Below are 17,796 nucleotides of genomic sequence, written 5' to 3' on the forward strand. Positions count from 1 at the left end.
TTGCTTGATTTTTGAACAGCAATAAGAGAGAAGAGAATGGTTGAATTCGGGTTGAACGAATTCAACCCGATAATGATTTACACATCAAAAAAGACGGTTTCTTTGTCACCTTGCAGATGAATATCGAAGATATAAACTGTTTCGTTGCCACGCTGTTCTCGCTTGCCGATCAGCGTCTGGCGTCTTACTTCCCATTCAATCAAATTCAGCACGGGATCGTGCTGGTTGGCATCTTGCTCATCGGGAAAATACATCCGTGTATTCAGGCCTATATTGATACCTCGCGCCACGACCCATAAGTTAACGTGTGGCGCCATAGTACGACCGTCGCGACCGACAACACTCCCTGGTTTTATGGTTTCGAAGCGCCAGATCCCAGTGTCGAAATCTGAGCAACTGCGGCCCCAACCACGAAAATCAGCATCCAGTTTTTTATCACTTTGTTGATCTGCCGGATGGTTATAACGGCCATTGGCGTTGGCCTGCCAAATCTCCAGCAACACATCGCGTACTGGCGTGCCTGAACCATCAATCACCCGACCTTCAATAGTAATTCGCTCACCTTCGGTATGGCTGTTAACGAGCGTTGAACTGAAATTCTTCTCAAAAATATGAAAACCAGCGGCATCAGGGGCGAGGCCAATGTGCACATATGGCCCGGCAGTTTGCGAAGCTGTTTCCGCTAAATAATTCTTCATTTTGCCACTCCCTGAGTGCGGTTTTCGAACAGCGTGGCACGTTGACCACGTAATACCAAATCAAAGCGATATGCCAGGCTGTCGAGAGGAATCGCGGTGTGCGTGTCCAGTTCGGCAATAAGCGTACGAATCGCATCTTCATTTTTGATCGCCTGCACAATAGGGCACTGTTTAATCAGCGGGTCGCCTTCAAAATACATTTGAGTAATCAGGCGCTGAGCGAAGGCTTCACCAGAGAGAGAAAAATGGATATGTGAAGGCCGCCAGTCGCTGGCCTGATTACGCCATGGATAAGGGCCTGGCTTGATGGTGCGAAAGAAGTAGTAGCCATTTTCGTCAGTTAACACACGCCCGCATCCGCCGAAATTTGGGTCGATAGGCGCAAGATACTGATCTTTCTTGTGGCGATAACGACCACCGGCATTGGCTTGCCATATTTCCACCAGCGTATTTTTCATCGGCCGACCAAAACCGTCGCGAACATAACCGTGAACAATAATTCGCTCGCCAATGGGTAATCCTTCTTTGGCGTAATTCATGATCAGGTCATTATCCTGCGGTCCTAAATCGTTATTACTGAATACCGGGCCGGTAATTTCTGATAAAGAGTTTTGTAAAGAAATTAAGGCATTGCGTGGTGAACGTAACACGCTGGTTTTATAACCAGGGGCAAAGGCTGGGGGATGACTGTTGTAATCGCGATGAATCACTTCGCGTGGCGTCCATTTTTCACTCATAGCAGGCTCCGGGATCAAAGGTAAGTTTATTGTTTTGATACTGCGGAATGAGTGTGTGTAAATATATTGTTAATTTAAAGTGAATTTACATATCCATTAACATAACCAATGGTTATACAAGGCTAAGCAGAGAGCGAATTCAGCAGAGATCACACTTTGTAAATTCTTCCCACCAGCGACAATGGCGTTTCCTACACTCCAGGTAACACTCACTGGAGATATGACAAAATGGCGCGCATCCTCACGGCCGATGAGATTCGGGAACAATTTTCACAAGCGATGTCAGCCATGTACCAGCAAGAAGTTCCGCAGTACGGCACACTTCTCGAACTGGTGGCAGACGTCAATCTGGCGGTACTGGAAAACAATCCTGAGCTGCACGAAAAGCTCGCCAATGCCGATGAACTGGCACGGCTTAATGTCGAACGCCACGGCGCGATTCGTGTCGGAACGGCAGAGGAGCTGACAACGTTACGGCGAATTTTTGCCATTATGGGAATGTATCCGGTCAGCTATTACGATCTTTCGCAAGCGGGTGTGCCTGTCCATTCCACAGCTTTTCGACCGGTTGATGATGCATCGTTGTCGCGAAATCCTTTTCGCGTATTCACTTCACTTTTGCGTCTGGAGTTGATTGAAGATAAAGCTCTGCGTCAACGAGCTGACGAAATTCTTCAACAGCGCGATATTTTTACCTCCCGATGCCGGGAGTTACTTGATAAATATGATGAAGAAGGAGGATTCACCGAAGCACTGGCGACAGAGTTTGTAAAAGAAGCACTGGAAACCTTCCGCTGGCATCAGTCTGCAACTGTTGATGAAGAAACTTATCAGGCATTACTACACGAACATCGGTTGATTGCCGATGTGGTGTGTTTCCCTGGCTGCCATATCAACCATTTAACACCACGAACGCTGGATATTGATCGCGTTCAATCGATGATGCCGGAATACGGGATCGAACCGAAAGTTCTGATCGAAGGTCCGCCGCGTCGGGAAGTTCCCATCTTGTTACGCCAGACCAGTTTTAAAGCGCTTGAAGAACCGGTGCTATTTGCAGGCGAAAAACGGGGTACACATACCGCGCGATTTGGTGAAATTGAGCAACGAGGAGTAGCGTTAACGCCAAAAGGGCGGCAGCTTTACGATACGCTGTTACAAAAAGCGGGCACGGGTAAAGACAATCTCACTCACCAGTTGCATTTACAGGATGTCTTCAAAGCTTTCCCTGATAGCGAGTTTTTGCTGCGTCAACAGGGGCTGGCATGGTTTCGCTATCGCCTGACACCAACGGGGGAAGCACACCGTCAGGCCATACATCCAGGTGATGATCCTCAGCCTTTAATTGAACGCGGTTGGTTGGTGGCACAACCAGTCACCTATGAAGATTTTTTACCCGTCAGTGCCGCGGGCATTTTCCAGTCAAATCTGGGTAATGAAACACAGGTCAGAAGCCACGGGAATGCCAGTCGGCAGGCCTTTGAACAGGCATTAGGATGCCCGGTCTATGATGAATTTGTCCTTTACCAGCGAACCGAAGAACGCAGTAAACGACGTTGTGGGTTGTTGTAATTCAGGATTCAGGTGCAGCAAGATATTTATACTCTAAATAATGCGAATTGTAGTACATGCAACTCAAAGTATGACGAGCATAAGCTTCTTGCACCTGGCTTTACACTGCTTTCAGCCTGTTCTTATCGACTGAGAATATTTTCGATTTTGTACACGTTTTCAGCGACCAGCAATTGGATTATTAATGAAATTTGTCTACAGTGAGCGGTCATAAATCAGTACGCTCTTGCTGCGGTTAAAGACCAGCGCGGGACCATTCACAAGACCAGAAGGATTCACTTTCAGGTATGGATCGTAGACGCTTTATTAAGGGTTCAATGGCGATGGCTGCAGTGTGCGGTACCAGCGGTATTGCATCTCTCTTCTCTCAGGCCGCATTTGCGGCGGAATCTGACATCGCTGATGGTCAGTCAGTGCGATTTGATTTCTCTATTTTGCAGTCAATGGCACACGATTTAGCGCAAAAACCGTGGGGCGGAGCGCCGCGTGACCTGCCGCCAACGCTGGCAACAATGACGCCGCAGGCTTATAACAGTATTCAGTACGACGAACAGCAATCCTTATGGCATAACGTTGAAAATCGTCAGTTAGATGCGCAGTTTTTCCATATGGGAATGGGATTCCGTCGTCGGGTCCGTATGTTCTCGGTCGATCCTGCTACTCATATGGCGCGTGAAATCCATTTCCGCCCTGAGTTATTTAAATACAACGATGCGGGAGTGGATACAAAACAACTCGAAGGACAGAAAGACCTTGGTTTTGCCGGTTTCCGGGTGTTTAAAGCGCCAGAACTGGCGAGACGAGATGTGGTGTCCTTTCTCGGTGCCAGTTATTTCCGTGCGGTAGATGATACTTATCAATATGGTTTGTCAGCGCGCGGTCTGGCCATTGATACCTACACTGATTCAAAAGAAGAGTTCCCGGATTTCACCGCCTTCTGGTTTGATACGGTAAAACCAGGTTCAACGACCTTTACCGTTTATGCGTTACTCGATAGCCCAAGTATCACCGGAGCGTACAAGTTTGTTATTCACTGCGAAAAAACGCAGGTGATTATGGATGTCGAAAACCACTTATATGCGCGTAAAGATATCAAACAACTCGGTATTGCCCCGATGACCAGTATGTTCAGCTGCGGCACCAACGAGCGCCGGATGTGTGACACCATTCATCCGCAGATACACGATTCGGACCGCCTTTCTATGTGGCGAGGGAATGGTGAATGGATTTGCCGTCCGCTGAATAACCCGCAGAAATTACAGTTCAATGCTTATACCGACGACAATCCTAAAGGGTTTGGTCTGTTGCAATTGGATCGTGATTTTTCACACTACCAGGACATTATGGGCTGGTACAACAAGCGCCCGAGTTTGTGGGTAGAACCACGTAACCGCTGGGGGAAGGGAACCATTGGGTTAATGGAGATCCCAACAACGGGCGAAACGTTGGATAACATTGTTTGTTTCTGGCAACCAGAAAAGGCCATTGAAGCGGGTGATGAGTTGCAATATCAGTATCGTCTTTACTGGAGTGCTCGACCGCCTGTTCAGTGCCCACTGGCGCGGGTAATGGCAACACGTACCGGAATGGGAGGCTTTCCTGAGGGGTGGGCACCGGGTGAGCATTTCCCGGAAAAATGGTCCCGTCGTTTTGCCGTTGATTTTGTCGGTGGTGATTTAAAAGCGGCAGCTCCGAAAGGTATTGAACCGGTGATCACACTTTCCAGCGGTGAAGCGAAGCAGATTGAGATCCTCTACGTTGAACCCATTGATGGTTACCGTATTCAGTTCGACTGGTATCCAACATCTGACTCTACTGACCCGGTTGATATGCGAATGTTTCTGCGTTGCCAGGGCGAAGCCATTAGCGAAACCTGGCTATATCAATATTTCCCACCAGCGCCAGATAAACGGCAATATATTGACGATCGCATAATGCGTTAAAATTTACCCAACGGCTTTTCCCAACGGAAAAGCCGTTAAAGCCTGCTGATTCGTTTCCGCTCGCATTATTCCCTGTCCTGATTGAGTAACCTGAGGTTGTGTATTTCTCATACACACTATTGGCCACTCTTAGGGAGAGCTTATGTTTCCAGAATACCAAGAACTCATTTCCCGACTGAAAACCGATAATCCTCGCTTTCTGTCACTCTTCAATAAACACCACGAACTTGATAATGAGATTGCCCGTGTAGAGGGCAGAAATGGTTGGGGATACAGCTTAGATATTGTTCATCTTAAGAAAAAGAAACTCCAGTTGAAGGAGGAACTGCTGCGGATCTTGCAGCAGGAAAGTTTAAAAGAAAGTACCAGTGAGGTATAACTTTCTTCTCTGAGCCGCCGAACTGGCGGCTTTTTTGACGCTAATCTGGGGTGTTGATGCAAGAAATTATCAAAATTAATGATGTCATTGAGTTGCAGGCCGTGGATGAAAGCCACGTCTCATCTTTGTTCCAGTTGATCCAAAAGAATAAAGCCTGGTTACAGCAGTCGATGAACTGGCCACAATATGTGAATACTGAGGACGATACCCGTAAAACCGTGCAGGGGAACATGATGTTACACCAGCGCGGTTATGCCAAAATGTTCACCATTTTTGCTCATGATGAAATGGCGGGAGTCATCTCTTTTAACCAAATTGAACCACTGAATAAAACTGCCTATATCGGCTACTGGCTGGATCAATCCCGACAGGGGCAGGGCATCATTTCTTTGTCCTTACAGGGGCTAATGCAACATTACGCGCAGCGGGGAGAGATTCGCCGATTTGTGATCAAATGCAGAGTGGCAAATGAGGCCAGCAATCAGGTGGCAATGCGCAATGAATTTGCATACGAAGGCTGTCTGAAACAGGCGGAATTTCTTAACGGCAGTTATGACGATATTAATATTTATGGGCGAATTATTGATCCGTCATTAAAGTAATCCTGCTAACGGCGTGCGAGTGATCCTCTGTTCCCCATTAATCACTTTAGGGCCACGCAGGTGAATCGCAACGCCATCAGCAGCCTCAATCACAGCGTTATCCGTAATTTCCACATGATCTTCAATTAACACTTCTCCCTGAAGACGGGCATTTCCCTGAATCAGAATATGTTCGTCAAGTAATATAGGGCCACCGTATAACCGTGCATTACCGCCAATTAACACGTGGTGCTTTAACACACAATTCCCCACAACCGTTGCATTTTCTGCCACTTGCGAGCTGTAATGCAACGTCGGGATCGCATCTTCTTCACGCCCGGCGATTACCCGCCCATGCCCGTAAACTTTGGCACAATCACATAGCCAGACGTTATTCTCTTCATTGCCTGCGATTAACGCAAAATCAAAAACTTCGGCGCGGTGCTCAATAAAAGCATGACGTACCGTAGCGTCACCATAAATTTGCGCCTGATGAACCACACGTGAGGCGCTCACGTTGGCGTGATCATAGATTTGCAGTTGAAGCTGGAGATCGGATGTTAAACCCTGAGCGGCGATAACCATTGAGTGCTGATCGACCGTGGCATGACCATAAATTCGGCATTGACCACAAATGAGAGAATCTTTAATTGTGACGTTGTCACTTATGTGTGCGCCTTGACTGATTTCCGCATTATCGATCCAGGCATTATCACTGGTCTTCACGTTGTCATAAAGTACGCTGTGACCAGTAATTCGAACATTGCCACTTATTATCGTACCGGCAAATGCTATTGCGTTCTGGTCATAAATCCAACAGTTACCATCCTGCGCCAGTACAGTATCATCATCGACCCAGCCACCAGCCGTTCCGGTTTTCACATCATTAAAGTCAGTAAGAGCGATAATCTGCCGTAATAACACACTCTTTTTACAGCCATCTACCTGATAACTAAAGGCACGTTGCTCCTCACTTAGACGATATTTGCGCATAGCGTTTCCCCACCGGTGACTTACTATAAACGTAGCAAATTTTGCGTCTCTGGCGATGATAGAGAAAATCCCATAAAATGCATTTCTAATGTACCTTATGAGGTAAGCAATTTGGTGTTTCCGACCGCGTTGCCATCCATACCTTCGTACATCTGATACAACGGAAATTGTTAACCAGAATGAGCGCGCCGTATTAATGAAATCCGAGGAAAAACATGATCGTTCGTGACGAAAATTACTTCACTGAAAAATATGAATTAACCCGTACACATTCAGAAGTGCTCGATGCTGTTAAAGTGGTTAAACCGGGTAAAACATTGGATCTGGGATGCGGTAATGGTCGGAACAGCCTTTATCTGGCAGCCAATGGGTTTGATGTGGATGCCTGGGATAAAAATGCCATGAGCATCGCTAACGTCGAGCGAATTAAGGCTCTTGAAGGGCTGGAGAATCTGCACACCCGGATTGTGGATCTCAATACTCTCAGATTCGAAGGGCAGTATGATTTCATTCTTTCCACCGTGGTGTTGATGTTCCTTGAGGCGAAGACGATCCCCGGTTTAATCGCCAACATGCAGCACTGTACCAGTCCGGGCGGTTACAATTTGATTGTGGCAGCTATGGATACTGATGATTTCCCTTGTACTGTTAGTTTTCCGTTTGCCTTCAAAGAAGGGGAGTTACGGGACTATTACGCTGGCTGGGAGCTGCTGAAGTACAACGAAGATGTGGGGGAACTACACCGTACCGACGAAAATGGCAACCGTATTAAATTGCGTTTTGCCACCATGCTGGCGCGTAAAACAGCCTGATATTCTGCCTATTGTTAACTGCTCTGCGTCCCCCCGACGCAGAGAAATATATGTGAACCTGTTACCATTTTTAGTGCGACAGAAATGATTTCAGTTTGCTATTATTTCAAATGCATATCTGAAAAATCAAAGGGATCATTTCATGCGTACACGTACTGTTTTTAAAATTGCAGTGCTCGTGGGTTTATTGGCTTTGTCTGGTTGTGCGAACAAAATCACTCCGCCAGATAAATATTCAGGTTTTTTGAAAGACTATTCATCTTTGAAAGAAACACAATCAGCTACAGGTAAACCAGTTTTACGTTGGGTTGATCCTAAATTTAACGATGCCAACTACGACAACATTGTCTGGACGCCGGTAACTTACTATCCAGTGCCGAAACCATCGACCCAAATCGGGCAAAATGTCCTCGACCAGTTACGTAGCTACACCGACAATAAATTGAAGACTGCCGTTGCACAGCGCAAACCATTGGTGACTACTCCTGGACCACGTAGTTTGATTTTCCGGGGCGCTATTACTGGGGTGAGCTCCAGTAAAGAGGGGTTACAGTTCTATGAAGTAGTCCCTGTTGCGCTGGTGGTGGCTGGTACGCAAATGGCAACCGGGCACCGCACCATGGATACCCATCTCTATTTTGAAGGTGAGTTAATTGATGCCGCGACCAACAAACCGGTTGTTAAAGTTGTGCGTCAGGGCGAAGGGAAAGATCTCAATAATGAAAATACGCCAATGACAATCGAAACGCTGAAAAAAGTTATCGATGATATGGCGACCGATGCCACTATGTTTGATGTGAGCAAAAAGTAAACGTAATGCGCCATCTTAGGGTGGCGCATTTCACTGTTTATCTTCTTCTCTTCCGTTGGAAAACTATTTCGTACCGTCGCGCTTCTTACTACAATAACCGCCATTTTTCAGCTACTGGATAAGAAAGTGACCGTATCTTCTCATCGTCTTGAACTGTTAAGCCCGGCACGAGATGCCGCCATTGCCCGCGAAGCTATTTTGCACGGTGCTGATGCCGTATATATTGGCGGCCCAGGTTTTGGTGCTCGTCATAACGCCAGTAATAGCCTGAAAGATATTGCCGAACTGGTGCCATTCGCTCATCGCTATGGGGCAAAAATTTTCGTCACACTCAACACCATCTTGCATGACGATGAACTGGAACCGGCGCAGCGGTTGATTACTGACTTGTACCAGACAGGTGTTGATGCCCTGATCGTGCAGGACATGGGAATTCTTGAACTTGATATTCCACCAATTGAATTGCACGCCAGTACCCAGTGTGACATTCGCACAGTTGAAAAAGCGAAGTTTCTTGCTGATGTCGGTTTTACCCAGATTGTGCTGGCGCGTGAACTGAATCTCGAGCAGATCCGCGCCATTCATCAGGCTACAGACGCAACCATTGAGTTCTTTATTCACGGAGCACTATGCGTAGCGTATTCCGGTCAGTGTTACATCTCTCATGCGCAAACGGGGCGTAGCGCCAACCGTGGTGATTGTTCACAAGCGTGCCGTTTGCCGTACACCCTGAAAGACGATCAGGGGCGCGTGGTTTCTTATGAAAAACACCTGCTGTCGATGAAAGATAATGATCAAACCGCTAACCTGGGCGCCTTGATCGATGCTGGTGTGCGTTCCTTCAAGATTGAAGGACGATATAAAGATATGAGCTATGTAAAGAATATCACTGCCCATTATCGTCAGATGTTGGATGCCATTATTGACGAACGCAGTGATCTGGCAAGGGCTTCATTTGGCCGTACAGAACACTTCTTCGTGCCATCGACAGAAAAAACCTTCCATCGCGGTAGCACCGACTACTTTGTTAATGCACGTAAAGGTGATATTGGGGCCTTTGACTCACCGAAATTTGTCGGCCTGCCGGTGGGAGAAGTGTTAAAAGTGGCGAAAGATCACCTTGATGTAGCCACCACCGAACCGTTAGCCAATGGCGATGGCCTGAACGTGTTGGTGAAGCGCGAAGTGGTTGGTTTCCGTGCCAATACCGTAGAGAAAACCGGGAACAATCAGTATCGCGTCTGGCCGAATGAGATGCCTGCGGAAATGCACAAAATTCGTCCCCATCATCCGCTTAATCGCAATCTCGATCATAACTGGCAACAGGCACTGACTAAAACCTCCAGCGAACGTCGGGTAGGGGTAGACATTGAGCTGGGGGGCTGGCAGGAACAACTTATTCTGACGTTGACCAGCGAAGAGGGCGTTAGCATCACGCATACACTGGATGGACAGTTTGATGAAGCGAATAACGCCGAAAAAGCGCGCAATAACCTGAAAGATGGACTGGCGAAACTGGGGCAGACCATCTATTACGCCCGCAATGTACAAATTAACTTACCGGGGGCACTCTTTGTGCCAAACAGTCTGTTAAATCAGTTCCGCCGGGAAGCTGTTGAAATGCTTGATGCCGCGCGTCTTGCCAGTTATCAACGAGGCAGTCGTAAAGCGGTCTCTGTGCCCGCGCCTGTCTATCCGCAAACGCATTTAAGTTTCCTGGCTAACGTCTATAACCATAAAGCCCGTGAGTTTTATCATCGTTATGGTGTGCAATTAATCGATGCCGCATATGAAGCCCATGAAGAAAAGGGTGAAGTACCGGTAATGATTACTAAACATTGTCTGCGTTTTGCTTTTAATTTGTGTCCGAAACAGGCAAAAGGGAATATAAAGAGCTGGAAGGCGACACCCATGCAGTTAGTGAATGGTGATGAAGTATTAACCCTGAAATTTGATTGCCGACCGTGTGAAATGCACGTAATAGGTAAGATTAAAAATCACATTCTCAAAATGCCATTGCCAGGTAGTGTCGTGGCATCTGTCAGCCCGGAGGATTTACTTAAAACGTTGCCTAAGCGTAAAAATTAATGACAGGCTCCTAAAAAATTACCTTTCGTTATAAGTAGTCAAAAAGGGTCGCCAATTAATAAGCTGGTGGCCTTTTTTATTACCTTATTAATATGCGCTAAATAATTCTAATGCACGACAAACGCCTGTATTGTCCCTGAATTACCAACAGACGCAGCTTGAAGTATGGCGAATATAGATGAGGCAGTAAAGAATAACGGACGTTAACATTATTCAGATGATTTGACTGATCAGATATGTTGAATGATAAATGCTACTAATAAAATAAATGACAAGGCCTTTCATTTTAAGTGACTTTTCCTCCACTGATAATGAGAGGGTAGGGATATAACAGCGGACAGAAAACAAGTATTTTATCTAAATATCCGATACGAAGAAAGTTGTTGTATTAATCCCCTTAAATGTTAAGTTTTGCATTCATAAAAAACAGTATACATTACAATGAAATGCGTCTTATTAAGATGATTAATATGGTTTCACGCCCGATTTTGAAAAATTCTCCTGTACAGTACGATGCCATCATCAGGTGATGACCTGACTACAACTCAGATGTAATAAATGATAATGCTGTTACCAGGCATGAATGGAGTCGGGTAATTAGATAATGGAGAATTTATGAATTGGTCAAATACTATTAACGAACATTCTCTTTATATGTTTGAGAATTTTTTATTCTCTTCAGAGGGAGTGTTACGCTGTAAAGATAAAGAAGTGTATTTGCCACCTAAAGAAGCAGGAGTGCTTACCGTTCTACTAAAAAACTACCGGCATATTGTTTCGAAAGAAAAAATCATCAATGATGTATGGAATAATGCTGTTAGTGACGAATCACTGACCCGGTGTGTCTATATTCTGCGAAATGCTCTGGGTAAAGATAACAAGCATCTTATTGAGACGGTATATAATAGGGGCTATAAAATTAATGCCACTGTTACAGTGGTTGATGGTTCGTCGCAAACAAAGTACGAAGAGTTATATCATAATTTTCCTCATCAGCAGAATGATTGCATAAAAATTAGTAATACACTTATAAAACTTCTGGCGCTGATTGATGCAAAGAAAATAGATGGTCAATTTGACGGGTGTGAATTTGATAGTCTGAAAAAATCATTATTACAATATTGCAATCAAATGTAAGGTGAAAACACTCGCAACATGAGCAATTTTTTGTCAATTCTGCACTAAAGAATTGTATAGACATGTACCGTGCCAACTTTTGATATTAAATATTCATTGACTGAATTTTTCCGGCTTGCGCGACTTTTGCCAGTAGAAATGCTCGCGCAGGCTCTCCGCCGAATCTTCTGCAACAACACGTAACTCATCGCTGTCAGCTTCATGCCGCAGTTGATGATCCACATTCTTTACCCACAAAAACTCATGTCCTTTATGCCCAGCCATCAGTTGACCGGAGAACAGCGCACAAGTCACTAACACTACAGATAATGCTTTAGCCAACATCCCGCCACCTTGTAATTGCGTTTTGGGAAATAATAATGACAGCATTTTTTAAGGTTACTGTTCTGTTATGAAAATTAGAGTAAAGTTGTCATTTTTAACAACTGATATAGACTGCCGGGTAATCTACAAATCATAACAATACGATAATGAAAAAATACCAGCAGCTTGCAGAACAATTACGCGAGCAGATTGCGTCGGGTACCTGGCAACCCGGCGATCGTTTACCTTCGTTGCGTGACCAGGTGGCGCTTTCTGGCATGAGCTTTATGACCGTCAGCCATGCCTATCAGTTGCTCGAAAGTCAGGGACATATTATCGCGCGACCGCAGTCGGGTTATTACGTTGCGCCACAGGCAATAAAAATGCCGAAAGCGCCAGTCATTCCAGTCACTCGAGATGAAGCAGTCGATATCAATACCTATATTTTTGATATGTTGCAGGCCAGCCGCGATCCGTCGGTAGTTCCGTTTGCCTCGGCCTTTCCCGACCCGCGACTTTTCCCCCTCCAACAACTGAACCGCTCGCTGGCGCAGGTAAGCAAAACCGCCACGGCGATGAGCGTGATTGAAAACTTACCGCCAGGAAACGCAGAACTGCGTCAGGCTATTGCTCGTCGCTATGCCTTACAGGGCATCACTATTTCTCCCGATGAAATTGTTATTACCGCCGGGGCGTTAGAGGCATTAAACCTCAGTTTACAAGCGGTAACGGAACCAGGCGATTGGGTGATAGTAGAGAATCCTTGTTTCTACGGCGCGTTGCAGGCACTGGAGCGGTTACGGCTGAAGGCGTTATCGGTGGCGACGGATGTTAACGAAGGGATCGATCTCAAGGCGCTGGAACTGGCGTTGCAGGAGTATCCGGTGAAAGCGTGCTGGCTGATGACTAATAGCCAGAATCCACTCGGGTTTACCTTAACGCCACAGAAAAAAGCGCGACTGGTAGCGTTGCTCAATCAGTACAACGTAACGCTGATTGAAGATGACGTGTACAGCGAACTTTATTTTGGACGGGAAAAACCGCTGCCTGCGAAAGCGTGGGATCGCCACGATGGCGTTTTGCATTGCTCTTCGTTTTCGAAATGTCTGGTGCCAGGTTTTCGTATTGGTTGGGTCGTCGCCGGAAAACACGCACGCAAAATTCAACGCTTGCAATTGATGAGTACGCTTTCGACCAGTTCACCGATGCAGCTTGCGCTGGTGGATTATCTTTCCACGCGCCGTTACGACGCCCATCTTCGTCGCCTGCGTCGCCAGCTTGCGGAACGTAAACAACGTGTCTGGCAGGCACTGCTGCGTTATCTGCCTGCGGAAGTGAAAATTCATCATAATGACAGCGGTTATTTTCTCTGGCTGGAACTCCCCGCGCCGTTAGATGCGGGCGAATTAAGTATTCAGGCATTGGCGCATCATATCAGTATTGCGCCGGGTAAAATGTTTTCTACTGGCGAAAGTTGGTCATGTTTTTTCCGTTTTAATACTGCATGGCAGTGGGGCGAACGTGAAGAACAGGCGGTAAAACAATTAGGCAAACTTATTCAAGAACGGCTGTAATAGCGTTTAATTTAATTCCTCTTAGGTTGGGTAATATGAATTTCGAATAGCAGTCATATTTCCTAACCCCTTGTCTATACTCCAGAAGATAACCTCGCAGACGGCATAATGCGCGGTAGCTCACAACCTGATTAAATTTTCTCAGGGGCGAAGGTGTGCCTGCAAGCCGCCGTCTATGGTTAAACAAGGAGATATTTTTACGGCACGGCGGCTGAACAATTAATTACGACAGGAGTAAGACCTTATGAGCAAGACATTTGCCCGCAGCAGCCTGTGTGCGCTCACCATGACAATAATGACCGCTCACGCCGCCGAACCACCTACCAATTTAGATAAACCGGAAGGGCGACTGGATATTATCGCCTGGCCGGGATACATCGAACGCGGACAAACTGATAAACAATACGACTGGGTAACGCAATTCGAAAAAGAGACAGGTTGCGCGGTAAATGTAAAAACCGCCGCGACGTCCGATGAAATGGTCAGTCTGATGACCAAAGGGGGTTACGATCTGGTTACGGCGTCCGGCGATGCCTCGCTGCGCCTGATTATGGGTAAACGCGTGCAGCCGATTAATACCGCCTTGATTCCCAACTGGAAAGCGCTCGATCCGCGTGTGGTTAAAGGCGACTGGTTTAACGTTGGCGGCAAAGTTTACGGCACTCCTTACCAATGGGGGCCGAACCTGCTGATGTACAACACGAAAACCTTCCCGACGCCGCCGGATAGCTGGCAAGTGGTTTTTGTTGCGCAGAATCTGTCGGACGGTAAGAGCAATAAAGGCCGCGTTCAGGCTTATGATGGCCCTATTTATATTGCGGACGCTGCGTTGTTCGTTAAAGCCACTCAGCCGCAGTTGGGCATCAGCGATCCGTATCAACTCACCGAAGAACAGTACCAGGCGGTGCTGAAAGTGCTGCGCGATCAACATAGTTTGATCCATCGCTACTGGCATGACACTACCGTGCAAATGAGCGATTTCAAAAACGAGGGTGTGGTTGCTTCCAGTGCATGGCCCTATCAGGCCAACGCCCTGAAAGCCGAAGGCCAGCCTGTCGCTACCGTTTTCCCGAAGGAGGGCGTTACCGGTTGGGCTGACACCACCATGCTACATAGCGAAGCGAAACATCCGGTTTGCGCCTACAAATGGATGAACTGGTCATTAACGCCAAAAGTGCAGGGCGATGTGGCGGCCTGGTTTGGCTCGTTACCGGTAGTGCCGGAAGGGTGTAAAGCCAGTCCGTTATTAGGCGAAAAAGGTTGTGAAACAAACGGTTTTAACTATTTCGATAAAATCGCCTTCTGGAAAACGCCTATAGCAGAAGGGGGCAAGTTTGTTCCCTACAGTCGCTGGACGCAGGATTATATTGCCATTATGGGCGGCCGCTAACTTCGCTGGGGTGTTTTATGACGTACGCAGTGGAGTTTGACAACGTATCGCGACTGTATGGTGATGTGCGCGCGGTAGATGGTGTCAGTATTGCGATAAAAGATGGTGAGTTTTTCTCAATGCTGGGGCCGTCTGGCTCCGGCAAAACCACCTGCCTGCGCCTGATTGCTGGATTCGAACAGCTTTCCGGCGGGACTATATCTATCTTTGGTAAACCCGCCAGCAATCTGCCACCGTGGGAGCGGGACGTGAATACCGTTTTCCAGGACTACGCGCTTTTTCCGCATATGTCGATTCTTGACAACGTGGCCTATGGGCTGATGGTCAAAGGGGTGGATAAAAAAAAGCGACACGTAATGGCGCAAGAGGCGCTGGAGAAAGTGGCGTTGGGGTTTGTACAGCAACGTAAACCGTCACAACTTTCTGGTGGTCAGCGTCAGCGGGTTGCCATTGCCAGAGCGTTAGTGAATGAACCGCGCGTATTGCTGTTGGATGAACCGCTCGGCGCGCTGGATCTTAAGCTGCGTGAGCAGATGCAACTGGAACTGAAAAAACTACAACAGTCTCTTGGCATCACCTTTATTTTCGTCACCCACGATCAGGGCGAGGCATTATCGATGTCCGATCGTGTTGCGGTATTCAATAACGGTCGCATTGAGCAGGTTGATTCACCGCGTGACCTCTATATGCGCCCGCGCACGCCGTTTGTTGCGGGATTCGTCGGGACATCCAACGTTTTTGAGCCGCTAATGGCCGAGAATCTTTGCGGCATGATAGGCAGTTTTGCCCTGAGACCGGAACATATCCGCCTCAACACCCCCGGCGAAGTGCAAGTTAATGGCACGATCCAGGCGGTGCAGTATCAGGGCGCGGCGACCCGTTTTGAACTGAGACTGAATGGCGGTGAAAAACTGCTGGTGAGTCAGGCCAATATGACAGGCGAAGAACTGCCTGCCACGCTCACACCCGGACAACAGGTGATGGTTTCCTGGTCGCGCGATGTGATGGTGCCGCTGGTTGAGGAGAGGTGAATGGCGATGAACGTATTGCAATCACCTGCGCGCCCAGGGTTGGGTAAGGTGTCAGGTTTCTTCTGGCGGAAACCGGGACTGGGGCTGTTTTTGCTGCTGCTTGGTCCGCTGATGTGGTTTGGTATCATCTATTTCGGCTCGCTGCTGACGCTATTATGGCAGGGCTTTTATACCTTTGACGATTTCACCATGTCGGTAACGCCAGAACTGACGCTGGCGAATATCCGCGCGCTGTTTAATCCGGCGAATTACGACATCATCCTTCGCACGCTAACCATGGCTGTGGCTGTCACTATCGCCAGCGCCATTCTGGCTTTTCCGATGGCGTGGTATATGGCGCGCTATACCAGCGGGAAAATGAAAGCGTTCTTTTATATTGCGGTGATGCTGCCAATGTGGGCGAGTTATATCGTAAAAGCCTATGCCTGGACCTTATTGCTGGCAAAAGATGGCGTGGCGCAGTGGTTTTTACAACATCTGGGGTTGGAGCCGCTACTCACGGCGTTCCTTACGTTACCCGCGGTGGGCGGCAATACGCTGTCAACTTCCGGGCTGGGGCGCTTTCTGGTGTTTCTCTATATCTGGCTGCCGTTCATGATCCTGCCCGTGCAGGCGGCGCTTGAGCGTTTGCCGCCGTCATTGTTGCAGGCGTCGGCTGATCTTGGCGCGCGTCCACGGCAAACCTTTCGCTATGTGGTGCTGCCGCTGGCGATCCCGGGTATTGCCGCTGGCTCTATCTTTACCTTTTCACTCACACTGGGCGATTTTATCGTTCCGCAGCTGGTTGGCCCTCCAGGATATTTTATCGGCAATATGGTTTATTCCCAGCAGGGGGCGATTGGCAATATGCCGATGGCGGCGGCATTCACCCTGGTGCCGATTGTTCTCATCGCACTGTACCTGGCGTTCGTGAAACGTCTGGGAGCGTTCGATGCACTCTGAACGCGCACCGTTTTTCCTCAAACTGGCGGCCTGGGGCGGCGTGGTTTTCCTACATTTTCCCATCCTGATTATCGCCGCCTATGCGTTTAACACTGAAGATGCGGCGTTTAGTTTTCCACCGCAAGGCCTGACCCTGCGCTGGTTTAGCGTGGCAGCACAGCGTAGTGATATTCTTGAAGCCGTGACACTGTCACTTAAAGTGGCGGCGCTGGCGACATTAATTGCGCTGGTGTTAGGGACGCTGGCAGCTGCCGCGCTGTGGCGACGAGACTTTTTCGGCAAAAACGCCATTTCGCTGTTACTGCTGCTGCCCATTGCGCTGCCGGGCATTGTCACTGGTCTGGCGCTATTAACCGCCTTTAAAACCATCGATCTGGAGCCGGGATTTTTCACCATCGTGGTCGGTCATGCGACTTTTTGCGTAGTGGTGGTGTTTAACAATGTCATCGCCCGTTTTCGCCGCACCTCCTGGAGTCTGGTTGAGGCGTCAATGGATCTTGGGGCCAATGGCTGGCAAACCTTCCGCTACGTGGTGTTGCCGAATCTCAGTTCGGCGCTACTGGCAGGAGGAATGCTGGCGTTTGCCTTGTCGTTCGATGAAATCATCGTTACGACCTTTACGGCAGGTCATGAACGAACGTTACCGTTGTGGTTGCTCAATCAGCTTGGGCGACCACGTGATGTACCGGTAACCAACGTGGTGGCACTGCTGGTTATGTTGGTAACAACCTTGCCGATCCTGGGGGCCTGGTGGCTAACCCGCGAAGGCGACAATGGTCAATAACCACTGATACAGGAATATGCT

At 47.9% G+C, this 17,796-nt stretch carries 17 protein-coding genes; 13 read left to right on the forward strand and 4 right to left on the reverse strand.

Going from position 1 to position 17,796, the window contains the following annotated elements; translation table 11 throughout:
• Positions 1-77: 77 nt before the first annotated feature.
• Positions 78-698: a protocatechuate 3,4-dioxygenase subunit alpha gene (gene pcaG / locus K0335_RS02530; RefSeq protein WP_000800835.1), complete on the reverse strand. Its 621-nt coding sequence runs from the start codon at positions 696-698 to the stop codon at positions 78-80.
• Complete coding sequence (pcaH, locus tag K0335_RS02535) at positions 695-1,435, reverse strand: protocatechuate 3,4-dioxygenase subunit beta (protein WP_001291969.1); 741 nt, start codon at positions 1,433-1,435, stop codon at positions 695-697. The genes pcaG and pcaH overlap by 4 nt, the downstream gene beginning before the upstream one ends.
• A 228-nt stretch (positions 1,436-1,663) precedes the next feature.
• Here pcaH and K0335_RS02540 point away from each other — a divergent pair, with 228 nt between their 5' ends.
• The 4 genes from K0335_RS02540 to rimL all read left to right on the forward strand — a co-directional run bounded on the left by K0335_RS02540 (position 1,664) and on the right by rimL (position 5,931).
• Entirely contained in the window at positions 1,664-3,007 is a 1,344-nt protein-coding gene (locus tag K0335_RS02540; RefSeq protein ID WP_000101107.1) for a VOC family protein, read from the forward strand.
• Positions 3,008-3,294: 287 nt separating this feature from the next.
• Positions 3,295-4,950: a glucan biosynthesis protein D gene (locus tag K0335_RS02545; RefSeq protein ID WP_000375978.1), complete on the forward strand. Its 1,656-nt coding sequence runs from the start codon at positions 3,295-3,297 to the stop codon at positions 4,948-4,950.
• Between the two features lie 142 nt (positions 4,951-5,092).
• A complete protein-coding gene (locus tag K0335_RS02550; protein ID WP_000483807.1) occupies positions 5,093-5,329 on the forward strand; it encodes a YdcH family protein in 237 nt (78 codons plus the stop codon).
• 56 nt (positions 5,330-5,385) lie between these two features.
• Positions 5,386-5,931, forward strand: coding sequence for a 50S ribosomal protein L7/L12-serine acetyltransferase (gene rimL / locus K0335_RS02555; RefSeq protein ID WP_001155895.1), 546 nt, complete (start codon positions 5,386-5,388; stop codon positions 5,929-5,931).
• Here rimL and ydcK read toward each other — a convergent pair.
• Positions 5,923-6,903, reverse strand: a complete 981-nt coding sequence (gene ydcK, locus K0335_RS02560; protein ID WP_104919750.1) for a YdcK family protein — start codon at positions 6,901-6,903, stop codon at positions 5,923-5,925. The genes rimL and ydcK overlap by 9 nt on opposite strands.
• Positions 6,904-7,118: 215 nt before the next feature.
• On the opposite strand from ydcK, the gene tehB reads away from it, so the two are divergent.
• The 4 genes from tehB (at position 7,119) to K0335_RS02580 (ending at position 11,751) form a co-directional block, all read left to right on the forward strand.
• On the forward strand, positions 7,119-7,715 hold the full coding sequence (gene tehB / locus K0335_RS02565; protein ID WP_000636991.1) for a tellurite resistance methyltransferase TehB: 597 nt from the start codon (positions 7,119-7,121) through the stop codon (positions 7,713-7,715).
• Positions 7,716-7,857: 142 nt separating this feature from the next.
• Complete coding sequence (locus tag K0335_RS02570; protein ID WP_001260480.1) at positions 7,858-8,526, forward strand: DUF3313 domain-containing protein; 669 nt, start codon at positions 7,858-7,860, stop codon at positions 8,524-8,526.
• A 126-nt stretch (positions 8,527-8,652) separates the two neighbouring features.
• Positions 8,653-10,614, forward strand: coding sequence for a 23S rRNA 5-hydroxycytidine C2501 synthase (gene rlhA, locus K0335_RS02575; protein ID WP_000218819.1), 1,962 nt, complete (start codon positions 8,653-8,655; stop codon positions 10,612-10,614).
• A 615-nt stretch (positions 10,615-11,229) separates the two neighbouring features.
• Positions 11,230-11,751: a winged helix-turn-helix domain-containing protein gene (locus K0335_RS02580; protein WP_001104582.1), complete on the forward strand. Its 522-nt coding sequence runs from the start codon at positions 11,230-11,232 to the stop codon at positions 11,749-11,751.
• Between the two features lie 93 nt (positions 11,752-11,844).
• Here K0335_RS02580 and K0335_RS02585 read toward each other — a convergent pair whose 3' ends face one another.
• On the reverse strand, positions 11,845-12,075 hold the full coding sequence (locus tag K0335_RS02585; RefSeq protein WP_000879817.1) for a DUF2554 family protein: 231 nt from the start codon (positions 12,073-12,075) through the stop codon (positions 11,845-11,847).
• 146 nt (positions 12,076-12,221) lie between these two features.
• Here K0335_RS02585 and K0335_RS02590 point away from each other — a divergent pair, with 146 nt between their 5' ends.
• The 5 genes from K0335_RS02590 to K0335_RS02610 all read left to right on the forward strand — a co-directional run bounded on the left by K0335_RS02590 (position 12,222) and on the right by K0335_RS02610 (position 17,775).
• Positions 12,222-13,628: a PLP-dependent aminotransferase family protein gene (locus K0335_RS02590; protein WP_104919751.1), complete on the forward strand. Its 1,407-nt coding sequence runs from the start codon at positions 12,222-12,224 to the stop codon at positions 13,626-13,628.
• Positions 13,629-13,872: 244 nt separating this feature from the next.
• The gene (ydcS, locus tag K0335_RS02595; protein ID WP_219393715.1) at positions 13,873-15,018 is read left to right on the forward strand and encodes a putative ABC transporter substrate-binding protein YdcS; all 1,146 of its coding nucleotides are present in this window, start codon (positions 13,873-13,875) and stop codon (positions 15,016-15,018) included.
• Positions 15,019-15,035: 17 nt separating this feature from the next.
• Positions 15,036-16,049 carry an ABC transporter ATP-binding protein gene (locus K0335_RS02600; protein ID WP_104919753.1) on the forward strand — a complete coding sequence of 338 codons (1,014 nt, stop codon included), beginning with the start codon at positions 15,036-15,038 and terminating at the stop codon, positions 16,047-16,049.
• The gene (locus K0335_RS02605; protein ID WP_104919754.1) at positions 16,050-16,991 is read left to right on the forward strand and encodes an ABC transporter permease; all 942 of its coding nucleotides are present in this window, start codon (positions 16,050-16,052) and stop codon (positions 16,989-16,991) included. It abuts the gene before it with no gap.
• A complete protein-coding gene (locus tag K0335_RS02610; protein WP_000555476.1) occupies positions 16,981-17,775 on the forward strand; it encodes an ABC transporter permease in 795 nt (264 codons plus the stop codon). The genes K0335_RS02605 and K0335_RS02610 overlap by 11 nt, the downstream gene beginning before the upstream one ends.
• Positions 17,776-17,796 lie beyond the last annotated feature (21 nt).

It is taken from the genome of Escherichia sp. GZ89 (assembly GCF_019366485.1).
Classification (GTDB): Bacteria; Pseudomonadota; Gammaproteobacteria; order Enterobacterales; family Enterobacteriaceae; genus Escherichia; species Escherichia fergusonii.